This is a genomic window from Polyangiaceae bacterium, assembly GCA_015075635.1.
Classification (GTDB): domain Bacteria; phylum Myxococcota_A; class Polyangia; order Polyangiales; family Polyangiaceae; genus JADJKB01.
The window spans coordinates 2,457,113-2,483,069 of record JABTUA010000003.1 but is presented as its reverse complement, the minus strand read 5'-3'; the positions used below and the strand labels follow the sequence as shown (position 1 = coordinate 2,483,069).

Here is a 25,957-nt window from a genome sequence, read left to right as displayed (position 1 = left end):
ACCAGCCCATTCTGCGCTATCATCAGGCGACGATGGGGGACATCGAGGACATCGAGACGGCCGAGACCGCGTTCGCGGGCGCGACACCGGACGCGCCTGCGGGGGTGCGCTCACGCCTCCCGGCAGGGACCGCGGTTGGCGGGTACGTCATCGAGGAGTACTGCGGCGGCGGCGGCATGGGGGAGGTGTATCGGGCTCGCGACCGCCTGCTCTCGCGTGACGTGGCGATCAAGGTCGTGAGCGCCGCGGGCGGGGGTGCGGGTCGCTGCGGCGTGCTCTGCTCGCTTCTGGTGCGTGAGGCGCAGACGCTGGCGAAGCTCTCTCATCCGAGCTTGGTTTCCGTGTTTTCCGTCGGCGAGCACGAACGTTGCGTCTACGTGGCAATGGAGTACGTCGATGGGACGACTCTCAGCCGCTGGTCCGCCCGGCGTTCTTGGAGAGCGTGTCTGGACGCGCTGCTCGATGCGGCGCGGGGCCTCTCCGCTGCGCACTCCGCCGGGGTAATCCACCGGGATTTCAAACCCGACAACGTGATGGTCACCCGGGACGGCGCGGTGAAGGTCATGGACTTCGGCTTGGCGCGCAGCTCGGCGGACGTGGAAGATGCGCCACGGATCGGGGCCTGCGCATCCTGCGCACCCGAAGACCAGGTGGCGCAGATCCGCGACCCGGGCGCGGTGGTCGGGACACCGCGCTACATGGCGCCGGAGCTGTTCGAAGGCGGGGCCGCGGACACCCGCAGCGATCAGTACTCCTTCGCGGTGTCGTGCTGGGAGGTGCTGTACCGCGCGCTACCGTTTCGGGGCGAGACGCCTGCGCAGCTCTACTTCTCGAAGAAAGGGCACCAGCCCGCGGGCGCCACCGACAGCGACGTTCCCGCGGAGGTGGAGCGCGTGCTCCGGCGTGCTCTCCTCCCGTCAGCTTCCCGACGCTACCCCTCGCTCGAAGACCTGACCGAACGCATCTCACGCGCCGCGGAGAGCTGAGCTAGGATCGCACCATGAAGCCAAGCCACCTCGCCGCGCTCGGCGTCTCGGGTCTAGCGCTCGCGCTCCTGCCTCTGGCCTGCGGGTCGAGTGACGAAGGCGGCGGCTCGAGCGGCGGCGGTGGGGCCCCGACCGGCGGCAGCGGCGGCAGCGCCGGCTCGGGCGGCGGCTCCGGCGGCAACCTCGGCGGCAGCGGAGGGGTACCGGAGGACGCGGGCGGCGACGGCGCTTGCCCGACGCCCTGCACCGCGCCCGGAACCCTGTGCGTATCCGGAGCGTGCCTCAGCGACTGCCGCCTCCCGGGCGCCGTGCCCTGCGCGGCGGGCGACGTCTGCGACGTCGGCAGCGAGCACCCCGGGCAGTGCGTCACGCCGGGCTCCGGCTGCGTGGTGACCTCGCTGCCGGAAGCCTGCCCGAAGGGCGACGGCGGCAGCGTGACCTGCGGGCCCGGCACGCGCTGCGATGGCGACGGCGGGTGCTACGCCGCGCTGCCGTGCAAGAGCGTCTCGTGCAAGGACGGCAGCTGTTGGGGCACGGACTGCTCCTGCACGCGGCCCGCGCCGGCCTGCGCTCCGGCACCGCTCGGCAAGCTGGGCGACGCGGGCACGCTGAACGACCCGAAATTCATCAAGTGCGGAACGCTGTCGAGCTGCGATGGCGGCATCTTCGACCTCGACTTCGACCAGAAGTGCGGCGCCTGGGGCGTGACGATGATCTCCGGCACGGACTACCTGCGGCACATCGACGCCGCGGGCAAGGTCACGGAGTACGCCGGGGTCACCAACCTGAACATGGGCGAGGTCGCGGCGATCCAGGGCGAGAGCGGCGTGTTCGGCGGTGGCCTCACCGACGTGGCCCTGACCTACATCTGCTGCGCGACCTGCGGCTGCATCCTCTCCGGCTCCGGCGGGAACCCTCAGGGCGTCGCGGCGCTCGACCCGCAGAACGGCAGCCTGCCGATGAAGATCCCCACCACCCAGTTCTCGAGCGGCGCCGGGCCCTTCGGCATCCCGACCGTGGACACCGGCCCGTACGGGCTGTCGTGGGGCCTCGACCGCGTGCTCTACGTCGGCAACGTCCAGGCGAACGGCGACTACCACGCCCTGGATCTGACGGCGCAGACCTCGCAGCAGGTCGGAACCTTCGCCAAGCGCGTGCTCGCGAGCGCGCCGTTCGACAAGGCGCGCATGCTGGTGGGCCTGGAGGGCGGCGAAGTCCAGCTCGCTCCCGTGCTCGGAGGCACCGGCACGCCCAAGCCCCTGATCACCCTGCCCGCGCACATGACCAGCCTGGTGCGCGACTCCTGGAGCGGGCGGGTCTACGCCGAGCTCTCCGACAAGTCGATCGTGTCGTTCTCCGAGGACGGCAAGGATTTGAAGACGTTCCAGACCGCGCCTGCCCTCGGCCGCATCACCATCGCGCCGGACGGCTACCTCTACCACCTGACGGTGGGCTGGCCCACGACGCCCGAGGTCGTGCGCTGGCAGCTGCCGACCACGCTCTGAGGCCCGGAAGGCCGTCGGAGGCGCAGGCGTTCTCCCGAACGTCGTGCTCTTCGTCCTGCTCCTGTCCATGCTGGACGTGGTCCACGTCGAGGGCGATCACGTGAGCTATCTCGTGCTCGCGCCCTACCCCACGCTGGGCTTCGAGCACGGCGGCGGGGAGGAGGGCGCCTGGCGCCGGGCTCACCCAGGAGCACCAGCGCCGTGGTGGCTCAGCGGTCGCTACCGGGTGATCCTGGAGGTCACCAACGGCTGACTCGCGCTTCGCGCTACCCGGCGGCTCAAGGGCCGCCAGGCGCGGGTCGCTCGTCGACCTCGACGATCTCGAGCAAGCCGTGGTCCTTCACGGACACCCGGCCCGCGTCACCGTCCACCGTCAGGTTCCCGCACGCGCAGCGCCAAGGCTCGTCGTGATGGGGCATCGACCAGACCGCCGAGCCGCAGGCAACACACTCGTAGCGGATGCGCGGACCGGCTGGATATCCGAGCATGGGGTCGAATGCGATGCGACGAGCCACGCTGAGCTCGAGTATCGCCGCCGGAGCCCCCGCGTGTCACGCCGCGCGCTGGGGACGCCCCCTCGGGGGCTTCGGCAGCGCCGAGTGGAGCTGGTCGAACAAGAAGTCGGTGAGCAGTCCCTGGGACGCATCGTCGAGGTCCACGATGAGATAGGCCACCAGCTCGTTCTGGCAGCGGACGCGGCGCAGCAAGAGGTGCGCGACGCCGGTCTCCAGCATCAGTCGAGCAGGCAGGTATTCGAAGCTGCTCTCGCGGACGGCCTTGGGCACGATGGCCAGCATGCCGGTCTGAGAGAGCTCGACGCAGCGGGCCAGGAATCGGGTCTTGCCCCGACCGACGGCCATCTGCGTGCTGGTCTTGCTGCGGGGACTGACGCGACGCTCCATGGGGGTTCCTCCTCTGGATCGACACGGTCCCGCGCAGACCTTGCAGGTGACACCCACTCAGCTTCGGAGGCAGCGCCGCGCGAAGGCACGAAACTGCACCGGATCGGCGATCGCCTCCTTCTCCTTTCGGCTCAGCCGCTTCACCTGGAGCTCGAGCCGGAGGGCCACCCCCTTCGACAGGCAGCGGCGCGTCGCGCACACGGAGAGGGGGCCGCGCCCGCGGGTGTAGCGCGCGCCTTTGCCGGCGTCGTGGGCCCGGATGCGCTCGGCGACGTTCTTGGCGATACCCGTGTACAGGCTGCCGTCGGCGCAGCGCGCCAGGTACACGAACCAGGTGTCAGTGCTGCTCGCCATCAGCGCTGGCGCTGCTCCAGCCGGCGCTGGGTCGCCCGGGCGATGGCGGCCGACCAGCTCCGTTCGCCGAAGCCGGTGAGCACTTCGCCGTCGATGTCGGCAGTGGGCACGCCGCGCCGCGGGCTGATGCGATCGCGCTCGCGGCGTGCCGACTCGCTCGCCTCCACGTCGTACTCGGTGTGGCGAAGGTTGTTGGCGCGGAGCCAGGCGCGGGCACGGGTGCAGTGGGGACACCAGGTGGTGGTGTAGATGGTGATGCGCACTTCGCCGAGGGCGGCCTGAAGCTCCTCCGCGTTCGGAGCGCGCGGCTTCGCGCTCGCGGGGCTCGGAGCGCGAACCTCCTCCTCGGGCACGGCAGTCGCAGCTGGCCGGGCGGGCTCCGGTCGGATCGGCTCCTCCACCTGCGGCAGCGACCGCTCCGCCACCGGCGCGGGCTCGACCTCCGCCCGCCCGAGCGACGGCTCCGGCGCAGAGGGCGCCACCGCCACCTGCGGCTCGGCGCTTCGCCAGACGGCGAAGCCGACGCCAGCCACCAGGGTGAACGCCACCAAGGGGATCCACGCGACCGCGGGCCGCCGTTCGCCCGGCGCTCGCGCCGCCGCCTCGCGGCGGCACAACGCGCAGAGGCCGTCGGGCCCGGCGGCGAGCTCGTGCCGTGCGCAACGCGAGGCCACTTCGCGGGCTAGCCTAGCCCGCACCGGGCAGATTGCCGAGCCTCGGTTGCGCTCGCGCCAGCGGACGGCGGGGGCGAGAGCGTATAGAGTCGCCCGAAAGCCGTGAGCGACCGCGATCCTTTCGACCCCCTGGCAGCCCTGGAACGGATCTTCGACGACTGGCGCGCGGCGACGGATCCCGACGGCCAGCATCGCGAGGCCTGGGATCACATCGCGGCGGAGATCGCCGCCGCGCGGTCGGCGATCGCGGAGACCGAGACCCACCACCAGAAGCAGCTCGAGACGCTCCGCGCCCAGCACGCTGCCGAGCTGGATCTGGCAACCCACTCCTCGCGCGCGCACCAGGACATCGCCGTGGCACGAGCTGCCGTGGACGCGGAGGCGGCGCGCGCGCAAGCCGACCGGCTCGCCGCGGAGAAGGAGGCCGAACGGCGGCGCCTGCTCGCCGAGGTGGCGGAGCTCCGAGAGGAGGTCTCGACGCTGTCGTCGTTCGACGCCACGCTCGCCCTCGGCCTGTACTCCAAGCGCGCGGAGGCCGACGAGGCCGACGCCTCCACGCTGCGCGCCGAGTGCGAAGCCGCCCGCGCGCGCGTCGCCAGAGCGGAGGCCGACGCGCGCAAGAGCGGCGCGCGCACGGCGCTCGAGATGGCGCAAATGGACATCGCGCTCGAGCAAGCTCGGGCCGAGCGCGACCGCGCCGAGCACGCGCTCGCCAGCGCCGAGGCCCGCCTGACGAACACCCGGGAAAAGCTCGCCGCGTGGCGCACGCGCGTGTGAGCGCGCCGGGCGTCACCCGCCGCTGCGTTGCCGCCGGCTGATCTCGACGACGTGATCGACGAAAGAGACCAGCGCCTCGCCGGCTCGCGGCGCCAGCAGCTCCGCGATGCGCTGGAGCAGCCTCTCTTTGCGCTCCAGCTCTGCCGCAGGCGGCGGCCGCCCTTCGGCGTCCTCCGAGAGATCCTCCAGCAGATCGACGCAGTTGAACACCAGGAGCGCCAGCTCCCGAGACGCTTCTGGAAATGAGCGCCGGAGCTCGGCGAGCTCCATCTGGCGGGCCTGCTCGTCCGCTGCTGCGCTGCGCGCCGCCGCCTTGCGAACCCGCGCCTCGAAGGCCGCCGCGTCGTCGGCGTCGAAGGCCGCGAAGGCGCGCTCGAAGTCCACAGCGGCCACGGCCCGGGCGCGGGCCGGCGAGCGTTCGTTCCCGCCGAGCCGTCCGAGCGCGGCGAGGCCCTCGAGCGCCGCGTTCCCGGCGGCCTCTCTCACGGAGCCCCGGACCTTCTCCGCGATCTTGCCCGGCTCGACCAGCTCCGCTGCCCGCATGCCTCGTCGCGCGAGCTCGGCTTTTTCGTCGTCGTCCATGCCCCGCTCGCTTCGAGCTTAGCCGTACCGGCGGGCGATTTCCACGCGCGAGACACTTGCCCCGGTCTCGATCGGTTCTCCCCGAGTCGAGCTGCGTCGCCACCACCGGCAGGGAAGTGGTGACCCGCACGGGAGCAAGCGCCATCGAGCCTCTACGGGGGCAGGCGGAGCGGGGCTGACCCTTGCCCCGGTCGACGCCGTGAGCGATGGTGCAGCGGTGCGCTGGCTGATGCTGACCGCCTGCCTCCTCGCCTGTGGCAAGGCCCCGCAGAGCCCACCCGCTTCCCCGCCCGCACCGGCAGCCGCGGCGCCCAACGCGCGCCCGCCAGACGTCGCGCCCGCAGAGCCCGCAGAGCCCGCGGGCGCGAGCCTGGTGCTGCCCGCCGACCGGGGCAGCGGGCAGTTTCGAGGACTGCGCATCGACGTGGTCGATCTGGTCGAGAAGCGCACGCTGGACGGCTCGGGGATGATGCGCGCCACGCTGCGGCTCAGGGCCGACGGGAAAGACGAGACCGTCGAGCTCACCTCGGACGACCCGAAGCGGTCCTGGCAGGGCTACGAGCTCGACTACGATCCGGCCGGCTGGCGACAGGAAGTCCGACTGCGCGTCCAGCGCCAGCAGCCGTGACAGCTTCGGTCAAGAACCGTACTTGACGGAGCAGCCGTAGGCCTCGGTCTTGGCCACGGGCACCGCGCGGCCCGCCTTGACGGCGTCTAGCGCCTGCTCGACGTAGCGCACGAGCTTGCCGTCGCTGGGCGACTCGCCCTCCCCGTCCGGAGAGTTGTCGATGGCTCCGGCGTAGACGAGCACTCCCTTGGCATCGATCACGAACATGTGCGGCGTGTTCGTCGCGCCGTACTTGCGGCCGACGACGCCGCTCTCGTCGAGGAGCACGGGGTGCTTGATGCCGAAGCGCTCGGCGGCTTCGCGGTTCGTCTCGACCCCGTGACCTTGCTTGCCGGGCGCGCCGGAGTTGATCGCCAACCAGACCACGTCGGGATCGGCGTCCCAGCGGCTCCCAGTGCCCTGGAGCGAGCCCTTGGCGTGGGCCCTCTGCACGTACGGGCATCCGGGGTTGAACCACTCGAGCACCACAATCTTCCCAGCGAAAGCCGACAGCTTCACCGGCTTGCCGTCGAGATCTCGGAGCTCGAAGTCCGGAGCCGGCGCTCCGAGCGCCGCGCGCTCCGCTGCGCGCCCGGGTGGCGCCGCCGGCCCGAGCTCGGACGCGGGCGGGCTCGCCTTCGGCGAGTTGCAGGCCGCGAGCGCGACCGCACCAAGCAAGATGGCGATTCGACGAGGCGTCATCGGAAGCCACGTAGCGACGGGCATGACCGAGCGCAAGGAGGCCAGGCGAGATCCCACGGCGGGCCGGCAGACACTCCCGCACCCGACCGTCCTGACGGGTTCAGCAAACTTTTCGCGACATTCCTCGTGCTCCGCGTACCCCGGGCCCGCGACTGTGGCACGCTGCTTCGTTGCCGGACGCCAGCATGAAGCGCTCGCGGACCTCCATTGGCGTGAACCTCTTCTTCGGGATCTTCGGCTCCGTGGTGGTGGTGTTTCTGGCGTTCTCGTTCTTGAGCTCGCGGCGCGCCGAAGACGCCTGGGAGAGCTCCTTCGAGCAGCACGCCGGCCAGACCACGGCGGTCATCGAGCGCGTGCTCCGGCAAGGCATGCTGCTGAAGAAGAAGGAGGCCGTGCATGCCGCGCTACGCGATGTCTCGACGGCGCCTGGCATTCGAAGCATTCGCATCTACGACAAGTACGGCGAGGTCAAGTTCTCGACGGACACCCACGACCTGAAGACCAAGACCAAGCAGAGCGCCGAGCTCTGCGTGTTGTGCCACGACACCCCGTTCGGCAGAGCGAAGGAGCAGAGCAAGACGCGCACGTTGCGCGACCCGAGCGGGGCGCTGGTGATGGGCCAGGCTCGGATGATCAAGAACTCGAGTCAGTGCGCCGGCGCGGACTGCCACGCTCCGCCGGAGCAGCGGGAGTACCTGGGCGTCATGGACTTCCAGATGTCGATGGCGGTGATCGAACAGGGCACGAAGAGCGCCAGGCGCGGCACGTTCTACGCGGCCGGGCTGATGGCCCTGGTGGGTGGGCTCGCGACCTACCTCTCGATTTGGCGCTTCGTGCAGCGGCCGGTTCGGCGCCTGGTCGACGGCACACGCAAGGTCGCCGCGGGTGATCTCGGGGTGCGAGTCGAGGTCGATCGGGGGCGAGAGCTTCAGGTGCTGGCCGAGTCCTTCAACCAGATGAGCGCGGAGCTGGCCGCGGCCCGAGCGCGGAGCGAGCAGTGGGAGGAGGAGCTGGCAGCCGCCATCGCCCGGAAGACTCGGGAGCTCGGCGCCGCGCAGCGCCACATCGTCCACATGGAGAAGATGGCCTCGCTGGGTAAGCTGGCGGCGACCGTGGCCCACGAGCTCAACAATCCCCTGGGGGGCATTCTGGTCTACGCCAAGCTGATCCAGCGCGAGCTCCCCAAGGCCGACCTGCCGGAGAAGGACAAGGAAGAGATCCTGCGTTACGTCGAGGTCGTCCGCTCGGAGTCGGCACGCTGCGGCGACATCGTGAAGAACCTGCTGACGTTCGCCCGGCAGTCGAAGAACGTCTTCGCCGAGCACAACCTGAACCCGATCATCGACCGCAGCCTCATGACCGTGCAGCACCTCTTGAAGAGCAACGGCATCGAGCACAGCGTGGAACACGTGGCTGGAGACGACCGCTTGACCTGCGACGCCAACGAGATCCAGCAGGCTTTGGTCGCGCTCCTGGTCAACGCAGCCGAAGCCATGCCCAGCGGCGGGCAGCTGCGCGTCGAAGCCGAGGCGAGCGCCGACGACCTGACCATCAGCATCACCGACACGGGCGTCGGCATCCCGCCCGAGGTGCTGCCGGAGATCTTCGAGCCCTTCGTCTCCACCAAGGGTGACAAGGGCGTCGGCCTCGGCTTGGCCGTGGTATACGGCATCATCCGTCGCCACGAGGCCGACATCGACGTATCGAGCAAGCCCGGCGCCGGAACGACCTTCCGCATCACGCTCCCGCGGCACCCGAAGCCGCCGCCGAGCGCGAGCACACCGACTCCGTCGAACACCAAGGTGGTGAGCAGTGGAAAATGAACGCTTTGGGATCTTGGTCGTGGACGACGAGTTCTCGGTTCGGGACTCGCTCTATCACTGGTTCCGGAAGGACGGCTTTCGCGTGGGGCAGGCGGAGAGCGCGACCGCCGCGCTCTCGGAGTTCCAGAAGGAACCCTGGGACGTGGTGCTCCTGGACATCAAGATGCCCGGGATGGACGGGCTCGAGCTCCAGCGCCGCCTGCGGGAGGTCGCCCCGGACGCCGTCGTGATCTTCATCACGGCCCACGGCACCATCGAGACGGCCATCGAGGCCGTCAAGAGCGGGGCCTTCGACTACCTGACCAAGCCCGTCGATCCGGACGACTTGAGCCGCGTGGTCGCCAAGGCGCTGCAGCACCGGCGCCTGACCGAGGAGAACTCGCGCCTGCGCTCCAAGATCGCGTCCCTCTCGGAGGCCGAGGAGATCGTCAGTCAGAGCCCGGAGATGAAGCGCGTCTTGGACACCATCGACTCGCTGGCCGCCACCGACATGACGGTGCTGATCCGCGGCGAGAGCGGGACGGGCAAGGAGCTGGTCGCGCGCGCCATCCACACCAAGAGCGCACGCCGGTATTTTCCCTTGGTCCCCGTCAACTGCGGCGCGCTTCCGGAGAGCCTGCTCGAGACCGAGCTGTTCGGCCACGAGCGCGGCGCGTTCACGGGCGCGCAGCACCGGCGGCGGGGCAAGCTGGAGCAAGCCGATGGCGGAACGCTGTTCCTGGACGAGATCGGCAGCATCAGCCTGAAGACGCAGGTCGAGCTGCTCCGCGTGCTCGAGACGAAGGAGTTCACCCGCATCGGCGGCACCCACCCGGTGCGAGTGGACTTCCGGGTGGTGTGCGCGACGAACCAGGACCTGGAGGCCCTCTTGGCCAAGAAGGAGATGCGCGAAGACCTCTATTTCCGCGTCAACGTGTTCCGCATCGACCTGCCCCCGCTGCGCGAGCGCAGCGGAGACATCCCGCTCCTGGCCGGGCATTTCCTCCGGCATTTCGCCACCCGGCTGGACAAGGACCTCCAAGACTTCACGCCGGAGGCCAAGAGCGTCCTGGAGCGGCACACCTGGCCTGGGAACGTGCGCGAGCTCAAGAACGCCATCGAGCGGGCGGCCGTCGTCGCGGAGCCACCGCGAGTGGAGGCCGGCGACCTGGTGCTCATCCGCGACCCGGCCCCGGCCCCGGCGGCGGACGAGCCCACCACGCTGGCGGACGCGGAGAAGCTCCACATCGCCCGGGTGCTCGCCCGTCACGACTGGAACATCTCCCGGGCAGCGCGGGCGCTGGAGGTCGACCGAGTCACGCTCTACAACAAGATCAAGAAGTACCGGCTGCGCGACTGATCTCGAGAGCGCTCATGCCTTCGCCGACGGACCTGCTGCTCGTCCCGATGGGCTTGCCCGAGGCCGGGTTGCTCTTGCCGTGGCTGGGACCGCGTCTCGAACGGGTGTTCCGCGCGAGCTGCCGAACCGCCGAGACCGAGCTGGACATGGGCCAGAGCTACAGCGAGGCGCGGAGCCAGTACGACACCCGACGCCTACTCTCCGCCCTTGCTGCGCTCTCGGACTCGGGGCTGGTGTTGGGGGTCACCGGCCAGGACTTGTTCGTCCCCATCTTCACCTTCGTGATCGGTGAGGCCCAGCTGGGGGGGCGCGCCGCGCTCGTGTCCACCTTCCGCTTGGCGGAGGGCCCGAATGGGCTGTCGGTTCGCCCGGAGGTGCTCCGGGCGCGTCTGCTGAAGGAAGCCGTGCACGAGCTCGGACACTGCCAGGGGCTCCTCCACTGCCTGGACCCTCGCTGCGTGATGCACGCCTCCTCGACCGCGGACGACGTCGATCTCAAGTCGGACGAGCTCTGCGATCGCTGCTTGCTCGCGCTAAGAGCAACCCACGCCCCGGCCGCGCGGCGCGCCTAGCTCAGCGCCCCGAGGCGAGGGCCGAACGGGCCAGTGACACGGCTCGACGGGCTCGGGACCCGGACGGACTCTGCGGCGCGAAGACGCGCGGGACCAGGTGGCAGACGTGGGCGCTCAGGATCGTCACCAGCACCAAGAGCGCCTGCTCGTTGTGGATGATCTGCGCCAGGTTCACCCAGGAGCCCGGCAGGACCAAGAGCGCGAGCTCGGGGGCCCACATCACGAACCCCGAGGCTGCGATGACCGAGATGCCCAGGAAGAGCGCCAGGTAGTCGAGCTTCTCCCAGTAGCGGTAGCGCTCGAACTTCGGCTCCGGCCCGCGCCCGAAGAGCCACTTCGCGTGCGCCCAGAAGCTCCTGAGATCGCGCGGGTTGGGCAGCGGCGACTCCGGGCCGAACACGAGCGCGAAGAAGCGGCCGAGCCGGAAGCGGCCCGCCTCGTCGCGATACTGGCCGCGACGCTGCCACAGCGGCGCGATCAGGCTGCCGAGGTGGAGAGCGGCGTACGCCACGGTCGAGACCGCACCCAGGCGATGAAGGCTGCGCGCGGAGTCGGCCCCGCCCAGGAGCCCGAACAGCTCCTTCGCCCAGGCGGTCTGGTTGAAGCCGAGCGGCAAGCCCGTCACGACCAAGAGCACGAAGGAGACGAGCAGGAGCGCGTAGCAGAGGCGATCGACGCCGCGGAAGGCCGGAGCGTAGTCGCGTCGCGCTTCACGCATCCGGCGCCAGCGCGCCTCGCGGTACTCGTCGGGGTCCCGCGCGAAGTCGAGCAGGTTGCGCAGCATCCAGCCCAAGCTGTGCAGCACGAGCAGGGCCAGTGCGGCCCGGATCAGCCAGGTCATCGACTGGTTGGCCCAGTAGAGCAGCGGGAAGCCGGCTCGGTCTTGCGGATCGCCGTGCGGCAGGTAGCCGGCGAGGTTGGCGGGGGCGTCCGCGTGGCAGGACCGGCAGGTGTCGAGCTTGCGCTCCGCGGAGACCAGCGACGCCGGGTCCTTGCTCGGCAGGACGTCGTGGCTGCCGTGGCAGTCGAAACAGGTCGCCACCTTGGCGCCGCCCAGCGCGTGGGCGCGACCGTGGTAGGTCTCGAGATGCGCGCCGAAGCGCTCTTCGTGGCAGCTGCCACACTGGCGGTCGCTGCCCAGGCGGAACGCGAGCGCCTTCTCGCTGACGGCGTGGGCGCTGTGACAGCTGGCGCAGGTCGGAGCGTTCTCGTCGCCCTTGGCCAGGGCCTTGCCGTGTGCGCTCGCGCTGAACGTCTTGGTGATGCCGCTGTGGCAGCTGTCGCACATCGCCATCACCGCCGACTTCTGCGCGGCGCTCTTGGCGTCTTTGACCTCCTGCACGTCGTGACCGCCGCCGTGGCAGTCCGTGCAGGACGGCGACTTGAGCATGCCTTTGTCCAGGAGCTTCTTGCCGTGGATGCTCTCCGCGTACTGACCCACCACCTGCTTGTTCTCGGGGTCGAGCTCGGCGGAAAACAGCGGATTGTCGTGGCACTTGGCGCAGGTCTTGGCCACGTTCTTCTTGTTCACGCTGCTCTGCCGGTCCTTGACCGCCCGCACGTCGTGAGCGCCGTGACAGTCCTGGCAGCGTGCGCCCTTCTCGCTGCCCGCCGCGCCGTGCACGGAGAGCGCGAACGCAGCATCCGCCTTCTGGTGGCAGCCTTGGCACAGGTTCTCGGCCAGCGGCTTCTTCGCGTCCAGGCGCCGCTCTTCGATGCGGGCGTGGCAGTCGGGGCAGTCGAGCTTCGCATGCACGGAGTCGCGCAGCGGCTCGAGCTCCACGTTCGGCTCCCAGTTGACCTCCACCAAGAGCGAGCGCTGCTCGCTCGCGGGGGCCGGGGCCCGGGTCTCCGCCGCGCAGCCGAGCGCGAACGCGAGCCCGAGCGCGACGACGAGAGCGCTAGCGGTGGGCTGGCAGCGGCCGTGACAGCGTCGGCGTGTCATGGGACGGCTCCTTGTCGGGTTCGGGCGGGAGGATCTCGGTCTGACCGAGGGTCTCGAGCTCCTGCGGGTGCTCGTGCTTCATCTCCGCTTCGCTGAGCTCGCCCGTGTACATGGCCAGGCTCACACCGTGACCAGAGGGCTTGAAGGCCACGTGGTAGAGGTGCCACACCAGGATCGAGAGCGTGGCGAGCCAGGCCTCGTACAGGTGGATCAGGGCGGCCAGGTCCCAGCCCCACATGGGGATGAAGCGCATCGCGCCGACCTCGAACCACATGATGAAGCCCGTGACGACCATCACGATGGAGCCCCAGATCAGCGCCAGGTACTCGACCTTCTCCACGTAGGAGTAGCGGCCGAAGTGACCAGGCTTCGCCTCGAGGCCGACGTAGTAGCGGAGCTGGTGCCAGAGGTCCCGGAGGTCTTGCCGGTTCGGCAGCATGGCCTTGCCCTGGCTCCGGCCGCGCGCCGTCGCGAACAGGTAGTAGAGGTGGTAGAGCGACGCGACCACGAAGATGGCGGCGGCCACTCGGTGCGCGTAACCGCGCGCCGCGAAGCTCAGGCCGGTGTCCGACAGCGCTTTGACCCAGAAGGCGTCCGGGTAGCGCAGCGAGAAACCGCTGATCACCAGCACGAAGAAGGTCACCACCAGGCACAGGTGCTGCACGCGCTCGCCCAGCGTGAAGCGGGACACGCGGCGGGTCTTCTTCAGCTGGCGCAGCCGCTCGCGCAGCGTGGCGAGGTAGTCGAGCCCGTTGTAGGCCAGCATGCCGCCGATGGTCAGGGTGATCAGCGCGATGTAGATCTTCTTCACCAACGCGATCACGGCGCCGCCGCTGGCCTGCTCCGGGTTGTGGACGCTGCCGGCCGCGAAGTTGTCGCTGGCGCCGGGGTGGCACGTGCCGCAGGTCGCCGCCAGGTTGGCCTTGTTGACGGACGACTTCGGATTCGAAGAGTTCAGGATCAGGTGCCCGCCGTGGCAGCTGGCGCAGTTGGCGACGGTGGTGTCGCCGAACTGGTCGGCCAGCCCGTGGAACGACTGGCGGTAGCCTTCGACCTGGGTCGTCGCCAAGCCGTAGCGTCGGTTGACGTGCTCCGCGCTGTGACACTGCGGGCAGGTCGACTTGCTGATGGCGGCGGCGAACACGCTGGACTTCGGGTCGGAAGTATCGCGGATGCCGTGCTCGCCGTGGCAGTCGGTGCAGACCGGCGTGTCGCTGTTGCCCTTCGCGAGGGCCACGCCGTGCGCGCCCTCCATGTACTGCTCGAACATGCCGTCGTGACACTGCCCGCAAGTCTTGGGCACGTTGTCGCGGAAGATGGGCGAGCTCTTGCTGGCCACGGCGGCCATGTCGTGACCGCCGTGGCAATCGTTGCAGGTGGCCGACACGGTCAGCCCGTCGTCGGTCATGCCGCGGAAGTGGACGCTGCTCTCGTAGTCCTTGCGCGAGAACGCCGGCTGGCCCTTGGCCTTCGCCTTGCCGTCGTGGCAGTTGCCGCAGGTGGCGGGCAGGTTGGCGCGCGAGACCTGGCTCTCGGGGTCCTTGACGGAGCGGGTGTCGTGCGTGCCGTGGCAGTCGGCGCAGGCGACGGGCTTCTTGCTCTCGGCGTGCGCCCCCTTCTGGTACCGCTTCGCCTCCTCGGCGTGACAGCTGCCGCAAGCGACGGGCGCGAGCCCGGCGCCGTGGCTGTCGGCCTTGGCGTCGGCGTGGCACTTCACGCAGGCGACGTCGGCGTGGGCCGACAGCGCATAGCGCTTCATGTCGATGGGCTGCCCGTCCTTGCCCTTTGGCCCCTTCTCCGTGCCGGGCTGGCGGTGACACTCGAGACAGTCCTGGTTCGGGATGGAAGGCGGAGGCGCCGCCAGCGCGGCGCCAGTCCAGGTTCCGACCAGGAGCAACAGACCGAAAGTGCGGGGGGCGTTCACGGCACACCTTCCTGGGTTCAAGGGAAGATTTCGCTGACGACGCGCTTCCAGGCGGCATCGTCGAGGTGGGCGCAGGCGTCGACGGAGAGCTCACCACCGTCGGCCAGAGTGGGCATCTCGGGGTCGGGAGCGGTGAGGGCGAACAGGCGGTCGATCTCGCGGCGCATCCAGCGGGTCGCCCGGCCGCGAGCGAACAGCTCCTTCATGCCGTGCTTCAGGCTGGAGGGCTCCGGGGTGATCTCGACCAGCCAGCCCCGGCCGTACGGGAACGAGTTGACGAGCGAGGGATTGCCGCGGAGCAGCGGGTTCACGCCGGTCACCTTGCCGCTGATCGGTGCGCGGATGGCGATCTCGCGCTCACCGTGGCGGAGCACCGCCATCACATCGCCGGCCTTCACCGACATGCCGATGGCCGCGGTCTCGATCGAGTCCACCGGTCCGATCAGCCGCTGGGCGAAGTCGTCCACTCCAGCGACCACGCAGCCCGGCGCGCGTCGCGCCCAGCCGTGACCACGGTGGAGGCGCACGTCCATCGGGACGTTCACGCCCTGCACCTGTGAGACGATGACCTCCGCGGTCGTGCTCAGCGCGTATACGACGCTCCCGATCAGGAGCGCGGGCATCACCAGGACGAAGGCGAACTGCAGCGCGAAGCCGAACACCGCGAAGAGCGGGATCAGGCCGAGCGCGCCCAGCGTCAGCGCGACGATGATGACGTAGTCTTTGAAGTTCAGGTTTTCTTCTCGGTGGGCCATGACGGCGCTCCTTCTTTGGGGCCGTGCGTTTCGAGGGGTTTGCCGATGACGCATTGCACCCCACGTGCCAGCCACTGGCCGCCGCGGATCCCCGCGAATCGCCCTGGATCCCGCCCCGCGCCCACGCGCCACCGGACCCGGATCGGAGGATCTCCACACCCGGGCGTTGAGAAGCTCAACGGCAAATCGCTGCTGAAAACCCCTTGCTGGTGCCGCAGCAGGGGTTCGGCGTTGAGTCTTTCAACGGCCGGGCGCCGCGCGCTCGACGGACGGGACGCGACGTCGGCTAGACTCTCGGCAAATGGTGCGCGGAGTCTCGCTCGCAGCGCTTCTGGGGGTCATTTCGTGCGTGGGACCCAAGAGCAAGGAGTGCATGCGCTTGGTCGGCGTCGCTTCGGAGGCTTCGCGCGAGGTCGATCCGAAGAGCAAGGAGAGCGTGCAGAGGAACCTCACCGCGGTGGAGACGGCGCGGCGCGCGTGCCAGGAGGCCGGCCGCGACGACGAGGTCGCCCAGCTCCAGAAGGGCGAGAACGATCTCCGCGCACACCTCGAGCGGCTGGAGCGCAAGGCGTCCGACCCGGCGCGGCGCCCGCTCAGCGAGGCGGAGCTCGCCGAGCTGGTGGCCAAGGGCGACCCCAACTGCCCGAAGGGGCAAGGCTACAAGAGCTCCGGCAAGGACGTGCGCTGCACCGGGCCGCAGCTGGTCGAGCTCGGCTACGCCGCTGCGCGCGGCTACTTCGAGCGCCGCGGCTACAAGCTCACGGACGTGGAGCCCTCCGCGCTCAGGGCGGAGCACGGGGCGGAGCGGCTGCTCTTCGAGTACGCGATCCCGAAGGACGAGCGTCCCGCCCGCTGTCTGCGCATCCAGCCGCCCCCGGAGCAGAGCTGGCAAGAAGCCGTGGCGCGCGCCACCGGCGCACGGCCCGACAAGCTGGAGCTCGGGGGCACGGTCGCCACGACCCGGGGCAAGCTCGCGCTGTCCGCCGACGCGGACGCCGGGACGGGCACGGTGCGCTTGGGCGACTGCGGGTCTTGAGCGCTTCGCGGGCTCGGCGCTCGGTCGCGTACGACCCGCGTGGCTCACTCGCGAGCTCGCTGCTATCATCCCGCTGCCTTGAGCGCGCCGATGGACAGCATGGAAGCGGTGGTGCGGGAGTACCGCAAGGGGATCGATCGCACGCTCCTCCAGCGCAACTTGCGCTTGAGCGTGGAGGAACGCTTCCGGCAGCTGATGGAGCTCCAGAAGTTCGCGCGAGAACTGCGCAGAGCCGGACGCGCTGCGGATGGCAAGTGATTGACTTCGAGGCGGCTCTGCGCGCCCTCGCGAACGAGGGTGTGCAGTTCATCGTGGTGGGCGGCGCCGCCGCGACGGCCCACGGCTCCGCGCGATTGACCCAAGATCTCGACGTCGTGTACGAACGTTCGCAAACGAACATCGCCCGGCTGGTGCACGCGCTCGGACCCTTCTCACCCTACCTGCGGGGAGCCCCGCCGGGCCTCCCGTTCCGTTTCGACGAGGAGACGGTGAAACACGGCCTCAACTTCACGCTGACCACCAGCGTCGGAGACCTGGACGTCCTCGGTGAGATAGCCGGTGGCGGGACTTACCAGGCGCTGGAGAGCCACACGAAGCGCCTCGCGCTCTTCGGGGTCGAGTGCTTGGTGCTCGGGCTTCCGAAGCTCATCGAGGTGAAGCGCGCCGCCGGTCGCGCCAAAGATCTCGAGGCCATCGCCGAGCTCGAGGAGATCCGCGACCTCCAAGCGCGCGACTGATCCCGCCCTCGCCGCGGCTCCTACTGCCTGGTAAGCTCGGGCATGCTCCGGGCCCCGGCAGCGTTGCTCTTCTCGGCAAGCCTGCTCGCCACGAGCACCGGCCTCGCGCTGCCCAAGCACGACGTGTGCGCCGACCTCGGTCCGACGCTCGGGGTCGGAGTGTCGAGCTTCTCGGCCGCGGGCGACTGGCCAGCCGTCGCCGAGCAGCAGCACGGCGTCGACTGGAAGTTCCTCTACCTCTACGCCGTGCCGACGAGCGATCCCAAGCCGGACGTGGAGGCTTGGCTGCTCGACAAGGCCAAGATCGCCACGAGCCTCGGGGCGATGCCCGTCTACACGTTCTACCAGCTGCTCCAGCTCGGCCAGCAGAAGCTGTCCGGGAGCGAAGCGGACGTGGTCAAAGCAGCGCTGGCCGATCCCGCGCTGATGAAGAGCTACTTCGACAGCTTCGTCTTCCTGCTTCAGACGGCCGCGAAGACCGGCGTGCCGACCATTCTGCACGTCGAGCCGGACTCGTGGGGATTCATGATGTGGGCGATGGGCGTCGAGGGCAACGCGGACGCTACGAGCATCCCGGTCGCCGTGGCGAGCTCCGGGCACGCCGACGTCGCGGGGTTTCCCGATGATGCGTCCGGCTTCGGCCGCGCGCTGCTCGCCCTCCGCGACCAGCACGCGCCGGCGGTGCGTCTGGGCTGGCACGCTTCGAACTTCCGGGTGGGTCAGAAGCCGGAGGTCGTCACGGGCTTCTACTCCTCGCTGGGCGAGTGGGACGTCATCTTCACCGAACAGCCGCACCTGGAGGCTGACGAGGCCAAGTGGTGGGAGCCCTGGGACCCGACGCTGCTCGACACCAACGTGGCCTGGTTCAGCGCGGTCAGCGCCGAGGCAAACGTGCCCATCGTGCTCTGGCAGGCGCAGATCGGCACGACCGACTTCCACTTCTTCGACACTCAGCCGAGCGAGCTCGAGCGCTTCGCGAAGGCCGGGCTGGGCGCGGTCCTCTTCGACCTGCGCGGCAGCGGCGATCCCGACGGATACCGCGCCTACGAGAGCGCGAAGCTCGCGACGGTGCCGCCTGCGTCCTCCACCGCCGGTGGCACCGCCGCCGACATGCGGGCGCGCCTGGCTGCCTACGCGAAGAGCCCGCTGGTCTGGCCTCCCGGCTCTCTCTGCGCGAGCGCCGGAGCGTCGGGTAGCGGCGGCAGCGGCGCCGGCGGCGCGTCGAGCGGCGGCGCCGGAAGCGGCGGCGCATCCGGCGGCAGCGGCACGAGCCAGAACGACGACGACGCTGGCTGCGGCTGCCACGCGGTAGGGGCTCGCGGCGGCTCGTTCGCCGCCCTGCTCGCGCTGGTCTTCGCTGCGGTAGCCCGTCGGCGTCCCGCGCCCCGTCCGGGAGGCCGATGCGCTTGAGTAGAGTCGCGGGGCTCTCCCTCGCGCTCACGCTCGCCGCGGGCTGCCGCGGCCAGCCGAAGTGTCACGGCGAGCTCGACCACGACGACCTGCTGCGCCTGCAAGAGCTGAGCGAAACCGGCAAGTACCCCTGCAAGGAGCACCTCGAGCCGGCGATCGAGGTGACCCGGGAAGGTGTGACCCTGAGCGGGAGGCCCGTGGCGCCCGCGGCGGAGCTCCCTACGGGTCCGGCGCCGAAGCGCATCCACGGGTTGTTCAGCGCGCTCAAGGCGAACCGAGAGATCTGGAAGCAGGTCAATCCCGGCCGACCCTTCGACGCCCATCCCAATGTCCACCTCGACGGCCAGAGCGCGTTCGTCGTGGGCGCCGGCGCGCTGATGACGGTCGCCTACGCGGGCTACCCCCAGGCGACGGTCCGCGCGGGTAACGTCAGCTTCGAAATGCTCTACGCGGTGCCGGGGCCCCCGACGCCCGACGAGGAGGCCAAGCCCACGACCGAGCTCTGGGTGAGCGAGCGCGCCGGGCGGGGCTACTCGGCTCTGCTGCGCGAGGGCAGCGTCGTCAGAGCCGCCTCCCCCGAGCTCCGGTTCGAGGGCGTTCCGGGCTGGATCGCGCTCGAGTGCGCGAGCCGCGCGGACCCCTGCGCCAAGGTGCTGGTCCTCGATCTCTCCGGCGACTTCATCGTGGCCGCGTCGCTGGTGCAGAGCATCGGTGGCGGACCCGGCTTCAGGACGGGACCACCGCTCCTGCGCTTCGCGATGCCGGGGAGCTGAGCCTCACTTGTCGTGAAACTCGACCGGGTGACCGGCGTTCTTCCAAGCGGCGAGCCCGCCGTCCACGTAGCGCACCTTCGTGTAGCCGTCGGCCAGGAGCGCGTTGGCGGCGGAGAGCGCCATCGAGTTCGAGTAGCAGTAGAGCACCACGTCCACGCCCTTGTTCGTGCCGATGTACGCCTCGATGCTCGGAACGTCCTTGTAGTCGAGGTTCGCGTCGGTGCCGGGGATCTCGCCGGCGTAGGGCACGTGGACGTTGAGCATGATGAAGGTCTTGCTCGGCAGGGCGGCCGCGAGCTCAGCGACGGACATGGCGCCGAGGCCGCTCCCGGCCTCCGCTTCCGCGGCGTCGCTGCCAGCGTCGGTCGCCGCTTCCGCGGAGTCGAAGGCTTCCGCCTCATCGCTCGCCGCGTCGGCGGAGTCGAACCCGTCGGCCCCGGCGTCGCTGGGCGGCGCGTCGGAGCCGGTGTCGAGCGGCGAGTCTTCCGGAGCATCGCTCGCGCTCACGTCGCTGCCCGCGTCCGACCGACCGCCCCCCGACTCTTCGTCCTCGCCGCAGCCCGGCGCGGACGACGCCAGCGCTGCCAGCACCACCCAGATCGACGCGCGGAGCATGCGAGGCTCTCCCGCTCCGAGGCTAGCACCCGGGGAGCGACCGGTACCGCGCACGACTTGCGCGCACCGTCCCCGATCGGGTCACTCGCCGCGTGCTTCCTTCAACGCCTGCTCGGCGATGGCGTGCTGCTCCTTCATGATCTTCTCCGGCGTCTGCTCGCCGCAGCTCACCGGTTCGGCCTCGGGACGGTTCTCCTGACACATCACCCTGAGCCTGAGCGTTCCGCCGGCGGTGTCGGCGAGCCACACGTACTTGAACTCGGGATCGCCCTCGCCCCCCGTCAAGATGCGCGGCTTGGTCAAGAGCTGGTGGGCGGCCTCGTCTCGGCGCTGGAACAGGTAGCCCCGATCGAGCAGCGCGCCCTCGGTCGCGGCGAAGAGCGTCTTGTCGTCGAGCTCGGTCTTTCGCTCCAGCGGGACGTACTTCACGTACACCGGGCGCTCGCAATCGACCAGGACGACGAGGCAGAGACACCCGAACAGAGCGCGCGCGAACATGGGCCGGAGCTTAGCAGCCGGACCTCTTCAATGGCGCTTCAGGCGGTAGCGCGTGCTCGCTCGGTCGAGCTCCAAGCGATATTCGTCGAACCAGCGGGCCTCGAGCGGTCGCCGCCCGAACCGCTCGGCGGGCGGCAGTCCGGCCAGGCGTCGGTGCGTCGACAGCGAGAGGGAACCCCGCGCGCCGATCATGCGTCGCGAGCCCAGGGCGTCCACGTCGATCTCGGTGAAGTGGATCTCGTCGTCGAGCAGCGAGTAGGTGCGAAGCGGGAAGCGCATCGGACGCGATGGTCCGGGACGCTCGACCTCGAAGCCGAAGACCCGCTCGCCGGCGTCGGAGACGTTGCAGCGCACGCGGTCGCCGCGCTCCTCGATGTCGATCTCGCCCACGAACTTCGGGTAGCCCCAGATGGTCCGACCCGCCTCGTCCGCCACCTGCGTCGTGACGGGCAAGAGCGCCACCCAGTGCCCGACGTCGTCGAGGTACCGCTCCGCCAAGAGCGGCAAGAGCGGGACACGGGTCGAGCGCTCCCAGCGACAGGGGACCGAGAGCGCGGCCTCTCGATACGGGCCGATGCTCGTGTCCTGGTAGTCGAAGAGCGCTGCGGCCAAGACGCCGCGCCCCGGCCGGACCTCGACGGGCCGGAGCCGGCGGTCGGGCAAGAGCCCGCGAAGCTCGCGGCTCGGCGCAGACACGGCGAGGACCCAGGCCCGCGCGCGGCGGTAGACGATGGGAAGCTGGGTGGCCATGGCCGGAGCATGGGAGGCCGAGACGTGGGGGGCAATGATCGATGCCAAACTGTGCGCGGTCATTTGCAGCCCGGCGCGAGGGATAGCAGCATCGGCCGAGTGGACCGCCCCTTCAGGCCAGACCGCCGCGCGCCCGACCTTATCCGCGACGCCGGCCCCTGGCTCGAGCCGCCGCACGTCACCCGCATGCGCGCGCGTGCCCGGGATTTCGCCGCGCGCGTGCTCGAGCCGCGGGCGCTCGCCATCGACGAGCAAGCGGGTCGGCCCCACCCCATCGGGAGCGCCGACTGGGAGGTGCTGCGAGCTGCGGCGCGCGAAGGGTTTCTGACCTGCATGGCTCCCCGCGCGCTCGGCGGCGATGCCGCGCGCTCCGCGGAGGTCGCCGCGGCCTCCGAGGAGCTGGCGCGGGCCTGCGGCGGGCTCGCGCTCTTGATCGGCGTGAGCTCGCTGGGGCTGTCCGCGCTGCTCTTCAGCCTGGACGTCGGGCTCTGGGTGCGCGTCGTGCGCCCCGCAGCTCGGGAGCGGCTCGAAGCCCGGGAGCGCCCCACCCTGTTCGCCTGGGCCATCACCGAGCCTTCGAGCGGCTCGGACGTCGAGCACCCGGAGGGCCTCGGCCGCGTCGTGGCGCCGACCTGGGCGGAGCGCGTGACCGGCGGCTACCTGCTCCACGGGCGCAAGAGCTTCACGTCCAACGGGTCGATCGCGCGCTGGATCGTGGTCCACGCGGCGCTCGACCGCGCGCGCCCCCGCGAGTCCTGGACGGCGTTCCTGGTGGACACGCAGCGCCCAGGGTTTCGCGCCGTACGGGACGAGCTCAAGCTGGGGCAGCGCGCCTCGCCGGCCACCGAGACCGAATTCGACGGCGCGTTCGTGCCCGAGCTCGATCGCATCGGACCAGAGGGCTCGGGCTTCGAGCTCACCGAGCTGATCCTGGCGGCGTCACGCGCACCCGTCGGCGCCATCGCCACGGGCATCGCGCGCGGAGCGTTGGAGGCCACACTCGCCGCGCTCGCGAGGTTGCCGGACGCGCATCCTGCGTCCCTGCGACAAGGTTGGGTGAAGGACGTCGTGGCCGAGATGACCACGCGCGTTCACTCGAGCCGCCTCACCTACCTGGATGCGGCGCTCGGGTTCGACGCGCAGATCGCGCCCCAAGGCTGGCTCGAGACCGGCATCGGTTCGGCCGCGAGGGGGCTCCACGCCGCCCTGCCGGAGCGTCGCTTGAAGCGCCTGACCGAGGCCGGCTTCGCTCGCTTCCTGGCGAAGCTCGGCCGCTCGGGGAAGCTCGCCGCGCAGCTCGCGCGGGCGTCGAGCGCGAAGGTCGCCTGCTCCGACGCGGCGGTGTGGGTGTGCGACCGCGCCTGCGATCTGGTCCCCCTCGAGGCGCCCGAACGCCGCCTGGTGGACAAGGCGCTTCGCGACGCGAAGCTCACGCAGATCTACGAGGGCACGAACCAGATCAACCGGCTGACCCTGGCGGAGATCGTGGCGCGGACCCGACTCCCCACGCCTCGCGCAACCCCTGCATCTGCGTGACGTGGCTCCGCGGGGATGGCCGCCGTCCTGCGCGCAGGCATTGCGGTCGCGGGCGTTTGTCGGGCTCCTCTGCCGCGTGGTATGCGCTCTGCACCATGCTTCACCGCGCCGTTGCCCTCACCGCGTTCTGTCTCGTCAGCTGCGGCAGCCCCCCACCGCCGGCGACGACCGCTCCCACCGCGACAGCCGCTCCACCGCCGGCAGCGCCGACCGCGACCGCGGAGCCAGCGCCCGTCGAAGACGCCGGCAGCACCGCGGCGACGCCCGAGACACCGCCTCCGGAGGAGGACACCTCCGGCTCGCCCCGGGAGCGCCTGATGCGCGCGCACTTCAAGGAGACAGCCGTGATCCGCAAGGCCGTCATCGACGGCGCGCTCGCCGCGACGGTCAAGCCGGCAGCGGCGCTCGAGAGCATGAAGGGGCTCGGCACCGTGCAAGGCAGCTGGAAGCCATCCCTCGACGCGCTGGGCAAGGCCGCGAAGCGCTTCGGCCAGAGCCCGGATCTGCCGAGCGCCACCGCCGCCATCGCAGACATCGGCGTCGCGTGCGGCAGCTGCCACAAGGCAGCGGGTGGGCCGAAGCTTCAGGTCGAGGCGCCACCGGTCGCCGGCAAGACGCTCGAGGATCGCATGAAGCGACACGCCTGGGCCTCCGAGCGCTTGTGGGAGGGGCTGTACGTCCCCTCCGACGCGGCCTGGAAGGCCGGCGCCGATGCCTTGGTGGGAGAAGAATTTCCCAAGGAAGTGCTGGCGAAAGGCGGCGTGCACGCCCGCAGCGCGGCGGTGCGCTTCGGCGCGCTCGTCCCGACGGCAGCCGCGAAGAAGAGCGCCGGCGATCGCGCCAAGCTCTACGCGGAGCTGCTGGAGACCTGCTCCGCCTGTCACATGGCGGCGCGCGGCAAGTAGCCTTCGGCTACAAGACGGGGCCGATGGACCTCCTGGGCTCCGTCCCCGTCACGCACCGCTTCCGGTTCCCGAGCAGAGCAGAAATGCGCTGAGCCGAGCGGCCCCGGGCTCCCCGTCGCAATCTCGGGGTCAGCAGGCTAGCGTCGAGGCGTGGACACACTCCTCACCTTCAGCGCGGACGGGCCGACCGCAGACAAGCAGATGCGCGCGGTCATCTTCTACCTGACGACTTTCGGCTACATCGACGGCGACTTCGACGACGCCGAGAAGTCGTTCGTCCGGGGCTACATCGGCAAGCTCGTCGCGCATCGGGTCGCGGGCGCGGTACCCGCCGAGGACGTGCAGCTACGGGAAGAGCTCACCCGCAAGTTCACCAGCCACTTCACCGAGGTGTTCGAGGGCATCGACCGACAGGTGAAGGAGCTCTTCCACGAAGCCGTGTCCGCTGGCGAGAAGCAGGACGCATTCGTCCACGCCCAGCTCAAGCTGCGCTGCTTCGAGATCTTCAAGAGCTTCGACAAAGGTGGCCAAGAACAGCTGATGGATGTGGTGGACCTCTTGATCAACGCCGACGGCCAGGTCCACCCGGCCGAGGCGAAGTTCCGCGGCGAGCTGTTGGCTCTGCTCGAGGAGGACCTGGGCGTCGAGCTGCTCGAAGACGGGGCCGACAGGCCGCCGGTCTCGATCCACGACGTTCTGGCGCTGCCTCCCTTGACGGAGAACCACCCGTTCTTCGACCAATTCGAGCACAACTACGTCGCGCACCCGGAGCGGCTCTTGCAGCAGGTGCGCGCCGACGAGCAGCTCATGGACAGCTTCATGGCCGCGCTGGACCGGCAACGCGCCGCCGCGAAGGGCTCCTTGGCCGGCAAGCAGAAGCTCAGCGAGCTTTCCGGGCAGGACCCCTTCCTCGACGGCCACGTCTACGTGTGCCCCACCAAGCCCGGCGAGGACTACGAGCTGATCGTCATCGGAGATCTCCACGGCTGCTACAGCTGCCTGAAGGCCGTGCTGATGCAGAGCGATTTCTTCGGCAAGGTGGCCAAATATCGCGCGGATCCCGCGCACCACCCGAACCCCAAGCTGGTGCTGCTCGGGGACTACATCGACCGGGGCATGTTCAGCTACCAGGGCGTGCTGCGCTCGGTGATGCAGATGTTCGTGACCGCGCCGGAGCACGTCTACGTGCTGCGCGGCAACCACGAGTACTACGTGGAGCACGAGGGCAAGGTGTACGGCGCGGTGCGGCCCTCCGAGGCGATGAATACGCTCCGCCCCCACCTTTCCCAGGAGGTGTTCGCCCACTACATGAAGCTCTTCGACGCGATGCCGACGCTGCTGCTCTTCGAGCGCTTCGTCTTCGTGCACGGCGGTCTGCCGCGGGACCTCACGCTGAAGCAGAAGTACAAGGATCTATCCAGCCTCAACGACTGGGACATTCGCTTCCAGATGATGTGGAGCGACCCCTCGAGCGCCGACGTGATCCCCGCCTCGCTCCAGGAGCAGTCGGCACGCTTCCCCTTCGGACGGCTCCAGTGCCAGGCGTTCCTGCAGCGCATCGGCGCTCACACGCTGGTCCGCGGGCACGAGAAGGTCGACGAGGGTTTCCGGCGCGTCTACGACGACGAGAGCCAACTCCTGATGACCGTCTTCTCCGCCGGCGGCGCCACCAACGACGACCTGCCGGAGGACAGCACCTACCGCAGCGTGACCCCGAAGGCGCTGCTGATCCGCTTCAGGAACGGCGAGAGCAAGATCACCCCGCTCGAGATCGACTACGAGCGCTACAACGATCCGAGCAAGAACCGCTTCTTCGAAGCGCCCCCCGAGATCGCGCACCGGGCGGATTGACGGACGCGGCTCTGCTAGGCTCCGCTCAGTGCGCCTGCTCAGCGAGCCTCGATTCCTGGTACGCGCGCTGACCGTCTCGGCGCTCGGGCTCGCGGCCGTGATGACGCTGCTCTGGTGGCGCGTGCGCTCGGAGGATCGCGACGCGCGGCGCGGGGCCTTGCCCGGCTGCGTGGAGCGGCTCGGCTCCGAGGACGTCTGCGAGGAGCGCCTGGAAGCTCACCACCGGGTCTGCTTCAACTACAACAATCAGAGTGCCAGCCGCTACTCGCCCCGGGCGTTCGACGCCGCGGGCTACCTGGAGTGCATCGTCCAGGGTCCGGAGCGCTGGGCGGCCAACAGGCGCGCCGAGCGCGCGGCCAGGCAGCGCGCCGAGGGCAGCACGCGCTAAGCTCGGGCCCG

At 70.1% G+C, this 25,957-nt stretch carries 29 protein-coding genes; 17 read left to right on the top strand and 12 right to left on the bottom strand.

The annotated features are described in order from the left end of the window. Positions 1-32 precede the first annotated feature (32 nt). The 3 genes from HS104_41795 to HS104_41785 are packed head-to-tail and all read left to right on the top strand — an operon-like array spanning position 33 to position 2,744. A complete protein-coding gene (locus HS104_41795; protein ID MBE7486493.1) occupies positions 33-986 on the top strand; it encodes a serine/threonine protein kinase in 954 nt (317 codons plus the stop codon). Between the two features lie 14 nt (positions 987-1,000). Beyond that, entirely contained in the window at positions 1,001-2,491 is a 1,491-nt protein-coding gene (locus HS104_41790; GenBank protein ID MBE7486492.1) for a hypothetical protein, read from the top strand. Positions 2,492-2,534: 43 nt separating this feature from the next. Beyond that, positions 2,535-2,744: a hypothetical protein gene (locus HS104_41785; GenBank protein MBE7486491.1), complete on the top strand. Its 210-nt coding sequence runs from the start codon at positions 2,535-2,537 to the stop codon at positions 2,742-2,744. Between the two features lie 25 nt (positions 2,745-2,769). Here HS104_41785 and HS104_41780 read toward each other — a convergent pair whose 3' ends face one another. The 4 genes from HS104_41780 to HS104_41765 are packed head-to-tail and all read right to left on the bottom strand — an operon-like array spanning position 2,770 to position 4,421. Continuing rightward, positions 2,770-3,006 (bottom strand): hypothetical protein, encoded by a 237-nt coding sequence (locus tag HS104_41780; GenBank protein ID MBE7486490.1) that lies wholly within the window; start codon positions 3,004-3,006, stop codon positions 2,770-2,772. 36 nt (positions 3,007-3,042) lie between these two features. Continuing rightward, positions 3,043-3,393 (bottom strand): hypothetical protein, encoded by a 351-nt coding sequence (locus tag HS104_41775; GenBank protein ID MBE7486489.1) that lies wholly within the window; start codon positions 3,391-3,393, stop codon positions 3,043-3,045. A gap of 57 nt (positions 3,394-3,450) precedes the next feature. Beyond that, on the bottom strand, positions 3,451-3,747 hold the full coding sequence (locus HS104_41770; GenBank protein MBE7486488.1) for a GIY-YIG nuclease family protein: 297 nt from the start codon (positions 3,745-3,747) through the stop codon (positions 3,451-3,453). Further along, positions 3,747-4,421, bottom strand: coding sequence for a hypothetical protein (locus HS104_41765; GenBank protein MBE7486487.1), 675 nt, complete (start codon positions 4,419-4,421; stop codon positions 3,747-3,749). Before HS104_41765 ends, HS104_41770 begins: the two co-directional genes overlap by 1 nt. Before the next feature lie 102 nt (positions 4,422-4,523). Between HS104_41765 and HS104_41760 the strand changes: the two genes are divergently transcribed. Beyond that, positions 4,524-5,198, top strand: coding sequence for a hypothetical protein (locus HS104_41760; protein ID MBE7486486.1), 675 nt, complete (start codon positions 4,524-4,526; stop codon positions 5,196-5,198). A 12-nt stretch (positions 5,199-5,210) separates the two neighbouring features. Here the strand turns inward: HS104_41760 and HS104_41755 are convergent, their stop codons facing one another. Further along, positions 5,211-5,780, bottom strand: coding sequence for a hypothetical protein (locus tag HS104_41755; GenBank protein ID MBE7486485.1), 570 nt, complete (start codon positions 5,778-5,780; stop codon positions 5,211-5,213). 199 nt (positions 5,781-5,979) lie between these two features. Between HS104_41755 and HS104_41750 the strand changes: the two genes are divergently transcribed. Further along, positions 5,980-6,408 (top strand): hypothetical protein, encoded by a 429-nt coding sequence (locus HS104_41750; protein ID MBE7486484.1) that lies wholly within the window; start codon positions 5,980-5,982, stop codon positions 6,406-6,408. A 9-nt stretch (positions 6,409-6,417) separates the two neighbouring features. On the opposite strand, the gene HS104_41745 is transcribed toward HS104_41750, so the two are convergent. Continuing rightward, positions 6,418-7,089: a redoxin family protein gene (locus tag HS104_41745; protein ID MBE7486483.1), complete on the bottom strand. Its 672-nt coding sequence runs from the start codon at positions 7,087-7,089 to the stop codon at positions 6,418-6,420. Between the two features lie 185 nt (positions 7,090-7,274). Here HS104_41745 and HS104_41740 point away from each other — a divergent pair, with 185 nt between their 5' ends. Genes HS104_41740 through HS104_41730 form a run of 3 tightly spaced genes read left to right on the top strand, consistent with a single transcriptional unit; the run spans position 7,275 to position 10,823 of the window. After that, positions 7,275-8,912, top strand: coding sequence for a HAMP domain-containing protein (locus tag HS104_41740; GenBank protein ID MBE7486482.1), 1,638 nt, complete (start codon positions 7,275-7,277; stop codon positions 8,910-8,912). Then, a complete protein-coding gene (locus HS104_41735; GenBank protein ID MBE7486481.1) occupies positions 8,902-10,251 on the top strand; it encodes a sigma-54-dependent Fis family transcriptional regulator in 1,350 nt (449 codons plus the stop codon). The genes HS104_41740 and HS104_41735 overlap by 11 nt, the downstream gene beginning before the upstream one ends. Before the next feature lie 14 nt (positions 10,252-10,265). Beyond that, positions 10,266-10,823, top strand: coding sequence for a peptidase M54 (locus tag HS104_41730; GenBank protein ID MBE7486480.1), 558 nt, complete (start codon positions 10,266-10,268; stop codon positions 10,821-10,823). 1 nt (position 10,824) lies between these two features. On the opposite strand, the gene HS104_41725 is transcribed toward HS104_41730, so the two are convergent. The 3 genes from HS104_41725 to HS104_41715 are packed head-to-tail and all read right to left on the bottom strand — an operon-like array spanning position 10,825 to position 15,447. Continuing rightward, complete coding sequence (locus tag HS104_41725; protein MBE7486479.1) at positions 10,825-12,768, bottom strand: hypothetical protein; 1,944 nt, start codon at positions 12,766-12,768, stop codon at positions 10,825-10,827. Beyond that, positions 12,725-14,692 (bottom strand): cytochrome c3 family protein, encoded by a 1,968-nt coding sequence (locus HS104_41720; protein MBE7486478.1) that lies wholly within the window; start codon positions 14,690-14,692, stop codon positions 12,725-12,727. Before HS104_41720 ends, HS104_41725 begins: the two co-directional genes overlap by 44 nt. Before the next feature lie 17 nt (positions 14,693-14,709). After that, positions 14,710-15,447 carry a glycine cleavage system protein H gene (locus HS104_41715; protein ID MBE7486477.1) on the bottom strand — a complete coding sequence of 246 codons (738 nt, stop codon included), beginning with the start codon at positions 15,445-15,447 and terminating at the stop codon, positions 14,710-14,712. A gap of 301 nt (positions 15,448-15,748) precedes the next feature. Between HS104_41715 and HS104_41710 the strand changes: the two genes are divergently transcribed. The 5 genes from HS104_41710 (at position 15,749) to HS104_41690 (ending at position 19,403) form a co-directional block, all read left to right on the top strand. After that, positions 15,749-16,483, top strand: coding sequence for a hypothetical protein (locus HS104_41710; GenBank protein ID MBE7486476.1), 735 nt, complete (start codon positions 15,749-15,751; stop codon positions 16,481-16,483). 78 nt (positions 16,484-16,561) lie between these two features. Next, positions 16,562-16,741, top strand: a complete 180-nt coding sequence (locus tag HS104_41705; protein ID MBE7486475.1) for a hypothetical protein — start codon at positions 16,562-16,564, stop codon at positions 16,739-16,741. Next, positions 16,738-17,220, top strand: a complete 483-nt coding sequence (locus tag HS104_41700; GenBank protein MBE7486474.1) for a hypothetical protein — start codon at positions 16,738-16,740, stop codon at positions 17,218-17,220. The genes HS104_41705 and HS104_41700 overlap by 4 nt, the downstream gene beginning before the upstream one ends. A 42-nt stretch (positions 17,221-17,262) precedes the next feature. Next, positions 17,263-18,630: a hypothetical protein gene (locus HS104_41695; GenBank protein MBE7486473.1), complete on the top strand. Its 1,368-nt coding sequence runs from the start codon at positions 17,263-17,265 to the stop codon at positions 18,628-18,630. Next, on the top strand, positions 18,621-19,403 hold the full coding sequence (locus tag HS104_41690; protein MBE7486472.1) for a hypothetical protein: 783 nt from the start codon (positions 18,621-18,623) through the stop codon (positions 19,401-19,403). The genes HS104_41695 and HS104_41690 overlap by 10 nt, the downstream gene beginning before the upstream one ends. A 3-nt stretch (positions 19,404-19,406) precedes the next feature. Here HS104_41690 and HS104_41685 read toward each other — a convergent pair whose 3' ends face one another. The 3 genes from HS104_41685 to HS104_41675 form a co-directional block, all read right to left on the bottom strand. Next, positions 19,407-20,018, bottom strand: a complete 612-nt coding sequence (locus HS104_41685; protein ID MBE7486471.1) for a rhodanese-like domain-containing protein — start codon at positions 20,016-20,018, stop codon at positions 19,407-19,409. Between the two features lie 81 nt (positions 20,019-20,099). Then, a complete protein-coding gene (locus HS104_41680; protein ID MBE7486470.1) occupies positions 20,100-20,516 on the bottom strand; it encodes a hypothetical protein in 417 nt (138 codons plus the stop codon). 27 nt (positions 20,517-20,543) lie between these two features. After that, positions 20,544-21,266 carry an acetoacetate decarboxylase family protein gene (locus HS104_41675; GenBank protein ID MBE7486469.1) on the bottom strand — a complete coding sequence of 241 codons (723 nt, stop codon included), beginning with the start codon at positions 21,264-21,266 and terminating at the stop codon, positions 20,544-20,546. Between the two features lie 99 nt (positions 21,267-21,365). On the opposite strand from HS104_41675, the gene HS104_41670 reads away from it, so the two are divergent. From HS104_41670 to HS104_41655, 4 genes are all read left to right on the top strand, one after another. After that, entirely contained in the window at positions 21,366-22,802 is a 1,437-nt protein-coding gene (locus HS104_41670) for an acyl-CoA/acyl-ACP dehydrogenase (GenBank protein MBE7486468.1), read from the top strand. A gap of 95 nt (positions 22,803-22,897) precedes the next feature. Then, positions 22,898-23,707, top strand: a complete 810-nt coding sequence (locus HS104_41665; GenBank protein MBE7486467.1) for a hypothetical protein — start codon at positions 22,898-22,900, stop codon at positions 23,705-23,707. Positions 23,708-23,908: 201 nt separating this feature from the next. Further along, positions 23,909-25,558 (top strand): serine/threonine protein phosphatase, encoded by a 1,650-nt coding sequence (locus HS104_41660; GenBank protein ID MBE7486466.1) that lies wholly within the window; start codon positions 23,909-23,911, stop codon positions 25,556-25,558. A gap of 28 nt (positions 25,559-25,586) precedes the next feature. After that, positions 25,587-25,946 carry a hypothetical protein gene (locus HS104_41655; GenBank protein MBE7486465.1) on the top strand — a complete coding sequence of 120 codons (360 nt, stop codon included), beginning with the start codon at positions 25,587-25,589 and terminating at the stop codon, positions 25,944-25,946. Positions 25,947-25,957 lie beyond the last annotated feature (11 nt).

Coding starts and splice junctions, on each gene's coding strand:
- HS104_41715 (MBE7486477.1), bottom strand. CDS start 15,447: ATGGCCCACCGAGAAGAAAACCTGAACTTCAAAGACTACGTCATCATC.
- HS104_41790 (MBE7486492.1), top strand. CDS start 1,001: ATGAAGCCAAGCCACCTCGCCGCGCTCGGCGTCTCGGGTCTAGCGCTC.
- HS104_41675 (MBE7486469.1), bottom strand. CDS start 21,266: ATGGCCACCCAGCTTCCCATCGTCTACCGCCGCGCGCGGGCCTGGGTC.
- HS104_41690 (MBE7486472.1), top strand. CDS start 18,621: ATGCGCTTGAGTAGAGTCGCGGGGCTCTCCCTCGCGCTCACGCTCGCC.
- HS104_41680 (MBE7486470.1), bottom strand. CDS start 20,516: ATGTTCGCGCGCGCTCTGTTCGGGTGTCTCTGCCTCGTCGTCCTGGTC.
- HS104_41795 (MBE7486493.1), top strand. CDS start 33: ATGGGGGACATCGAGGACATCGAGACGGCCGAGACCGCGTTCGCGGGC.
- HS104_41755 (MBE7486485.1), bottom strand. CDS start 5,780: ATGGACGACGACGAAAAAGCCGAGCTCGCGCGACGAGGCATGCGGGCA.
- HS104_41730 (MBE7486480.1), top strand. CDS start 10,266: ATGCCTTCGCCGACGGACCTGCTGCTCGTCCCGATGGGCTTGCCCGAG.
- HS104_41665 (MBE7486467.1), top strand. CDS start 22,898: ATGCTTCACCGCGCCGTTGCCCTCACCGCGTTCTGTCTCGTCAGCTGC.
- HS104_41685 (MBE7486471.1), bottom strand. CDS start 20,018: ATGCTCCGCGCGTCGATCTGGGTGGTGCTGGCAGCGCTGGCGTCGTCC.
- HS104_41695 (MBE7486473.1), top strand. CDS start 17,263: ATGCTCCGGGCCCCGGCAGCGTTGCTCTTCTCGGCAAGCCTGCTCGCC.
- HS104_41775 (MBE7486489.1), bottom strand. CDS start 3,393: ATGGAGCGTCGCGTCAGTCCCCGCAGCAAGACCAGCACGCAGATGGCC.
- HS104_41710 (MBE7486476.1), top strand. CDS start 15,749: ATGGTGCGCGGAGTCTCGCTCGCAGCGCTTCTGGGGGTCATTTCGTGC.
- HS104_41660 (MBE7486466.1), top strand. CDS start 23,909: ATGCGCGCGGTCATCTTCTACCTGACGACTTTCGGCTACATCGACGGC.
- HS104_41740 (MBE7486482.1), top strand. CDS start 7,275: ATGAAGCGCTCGCGGACCTCCATTGGCGTGAACCTCTTCTTCGGGATC.
- HS104_41770 (MBE7486488.1), bottom strand. CDS start 3,747: ATGGCGAGCAGCACTGACACCTGGTTCGTGTACCTGGCGCGCTGCGCC.
- HS104_41745 (MBE7486483.1), bottom strand. CDS start 7,089: ATGACGCCTCGTCGAATCGCCATCTTGCTTGGTGCGGTCGCGCTCGCG.
- HS104_41725 (MBE7486479.1), bottom strand. CDS start 12,768: ATGACACGCCGACGCTGTCACGGCCGCTGCCAGCCCACCGCTAGCGCT.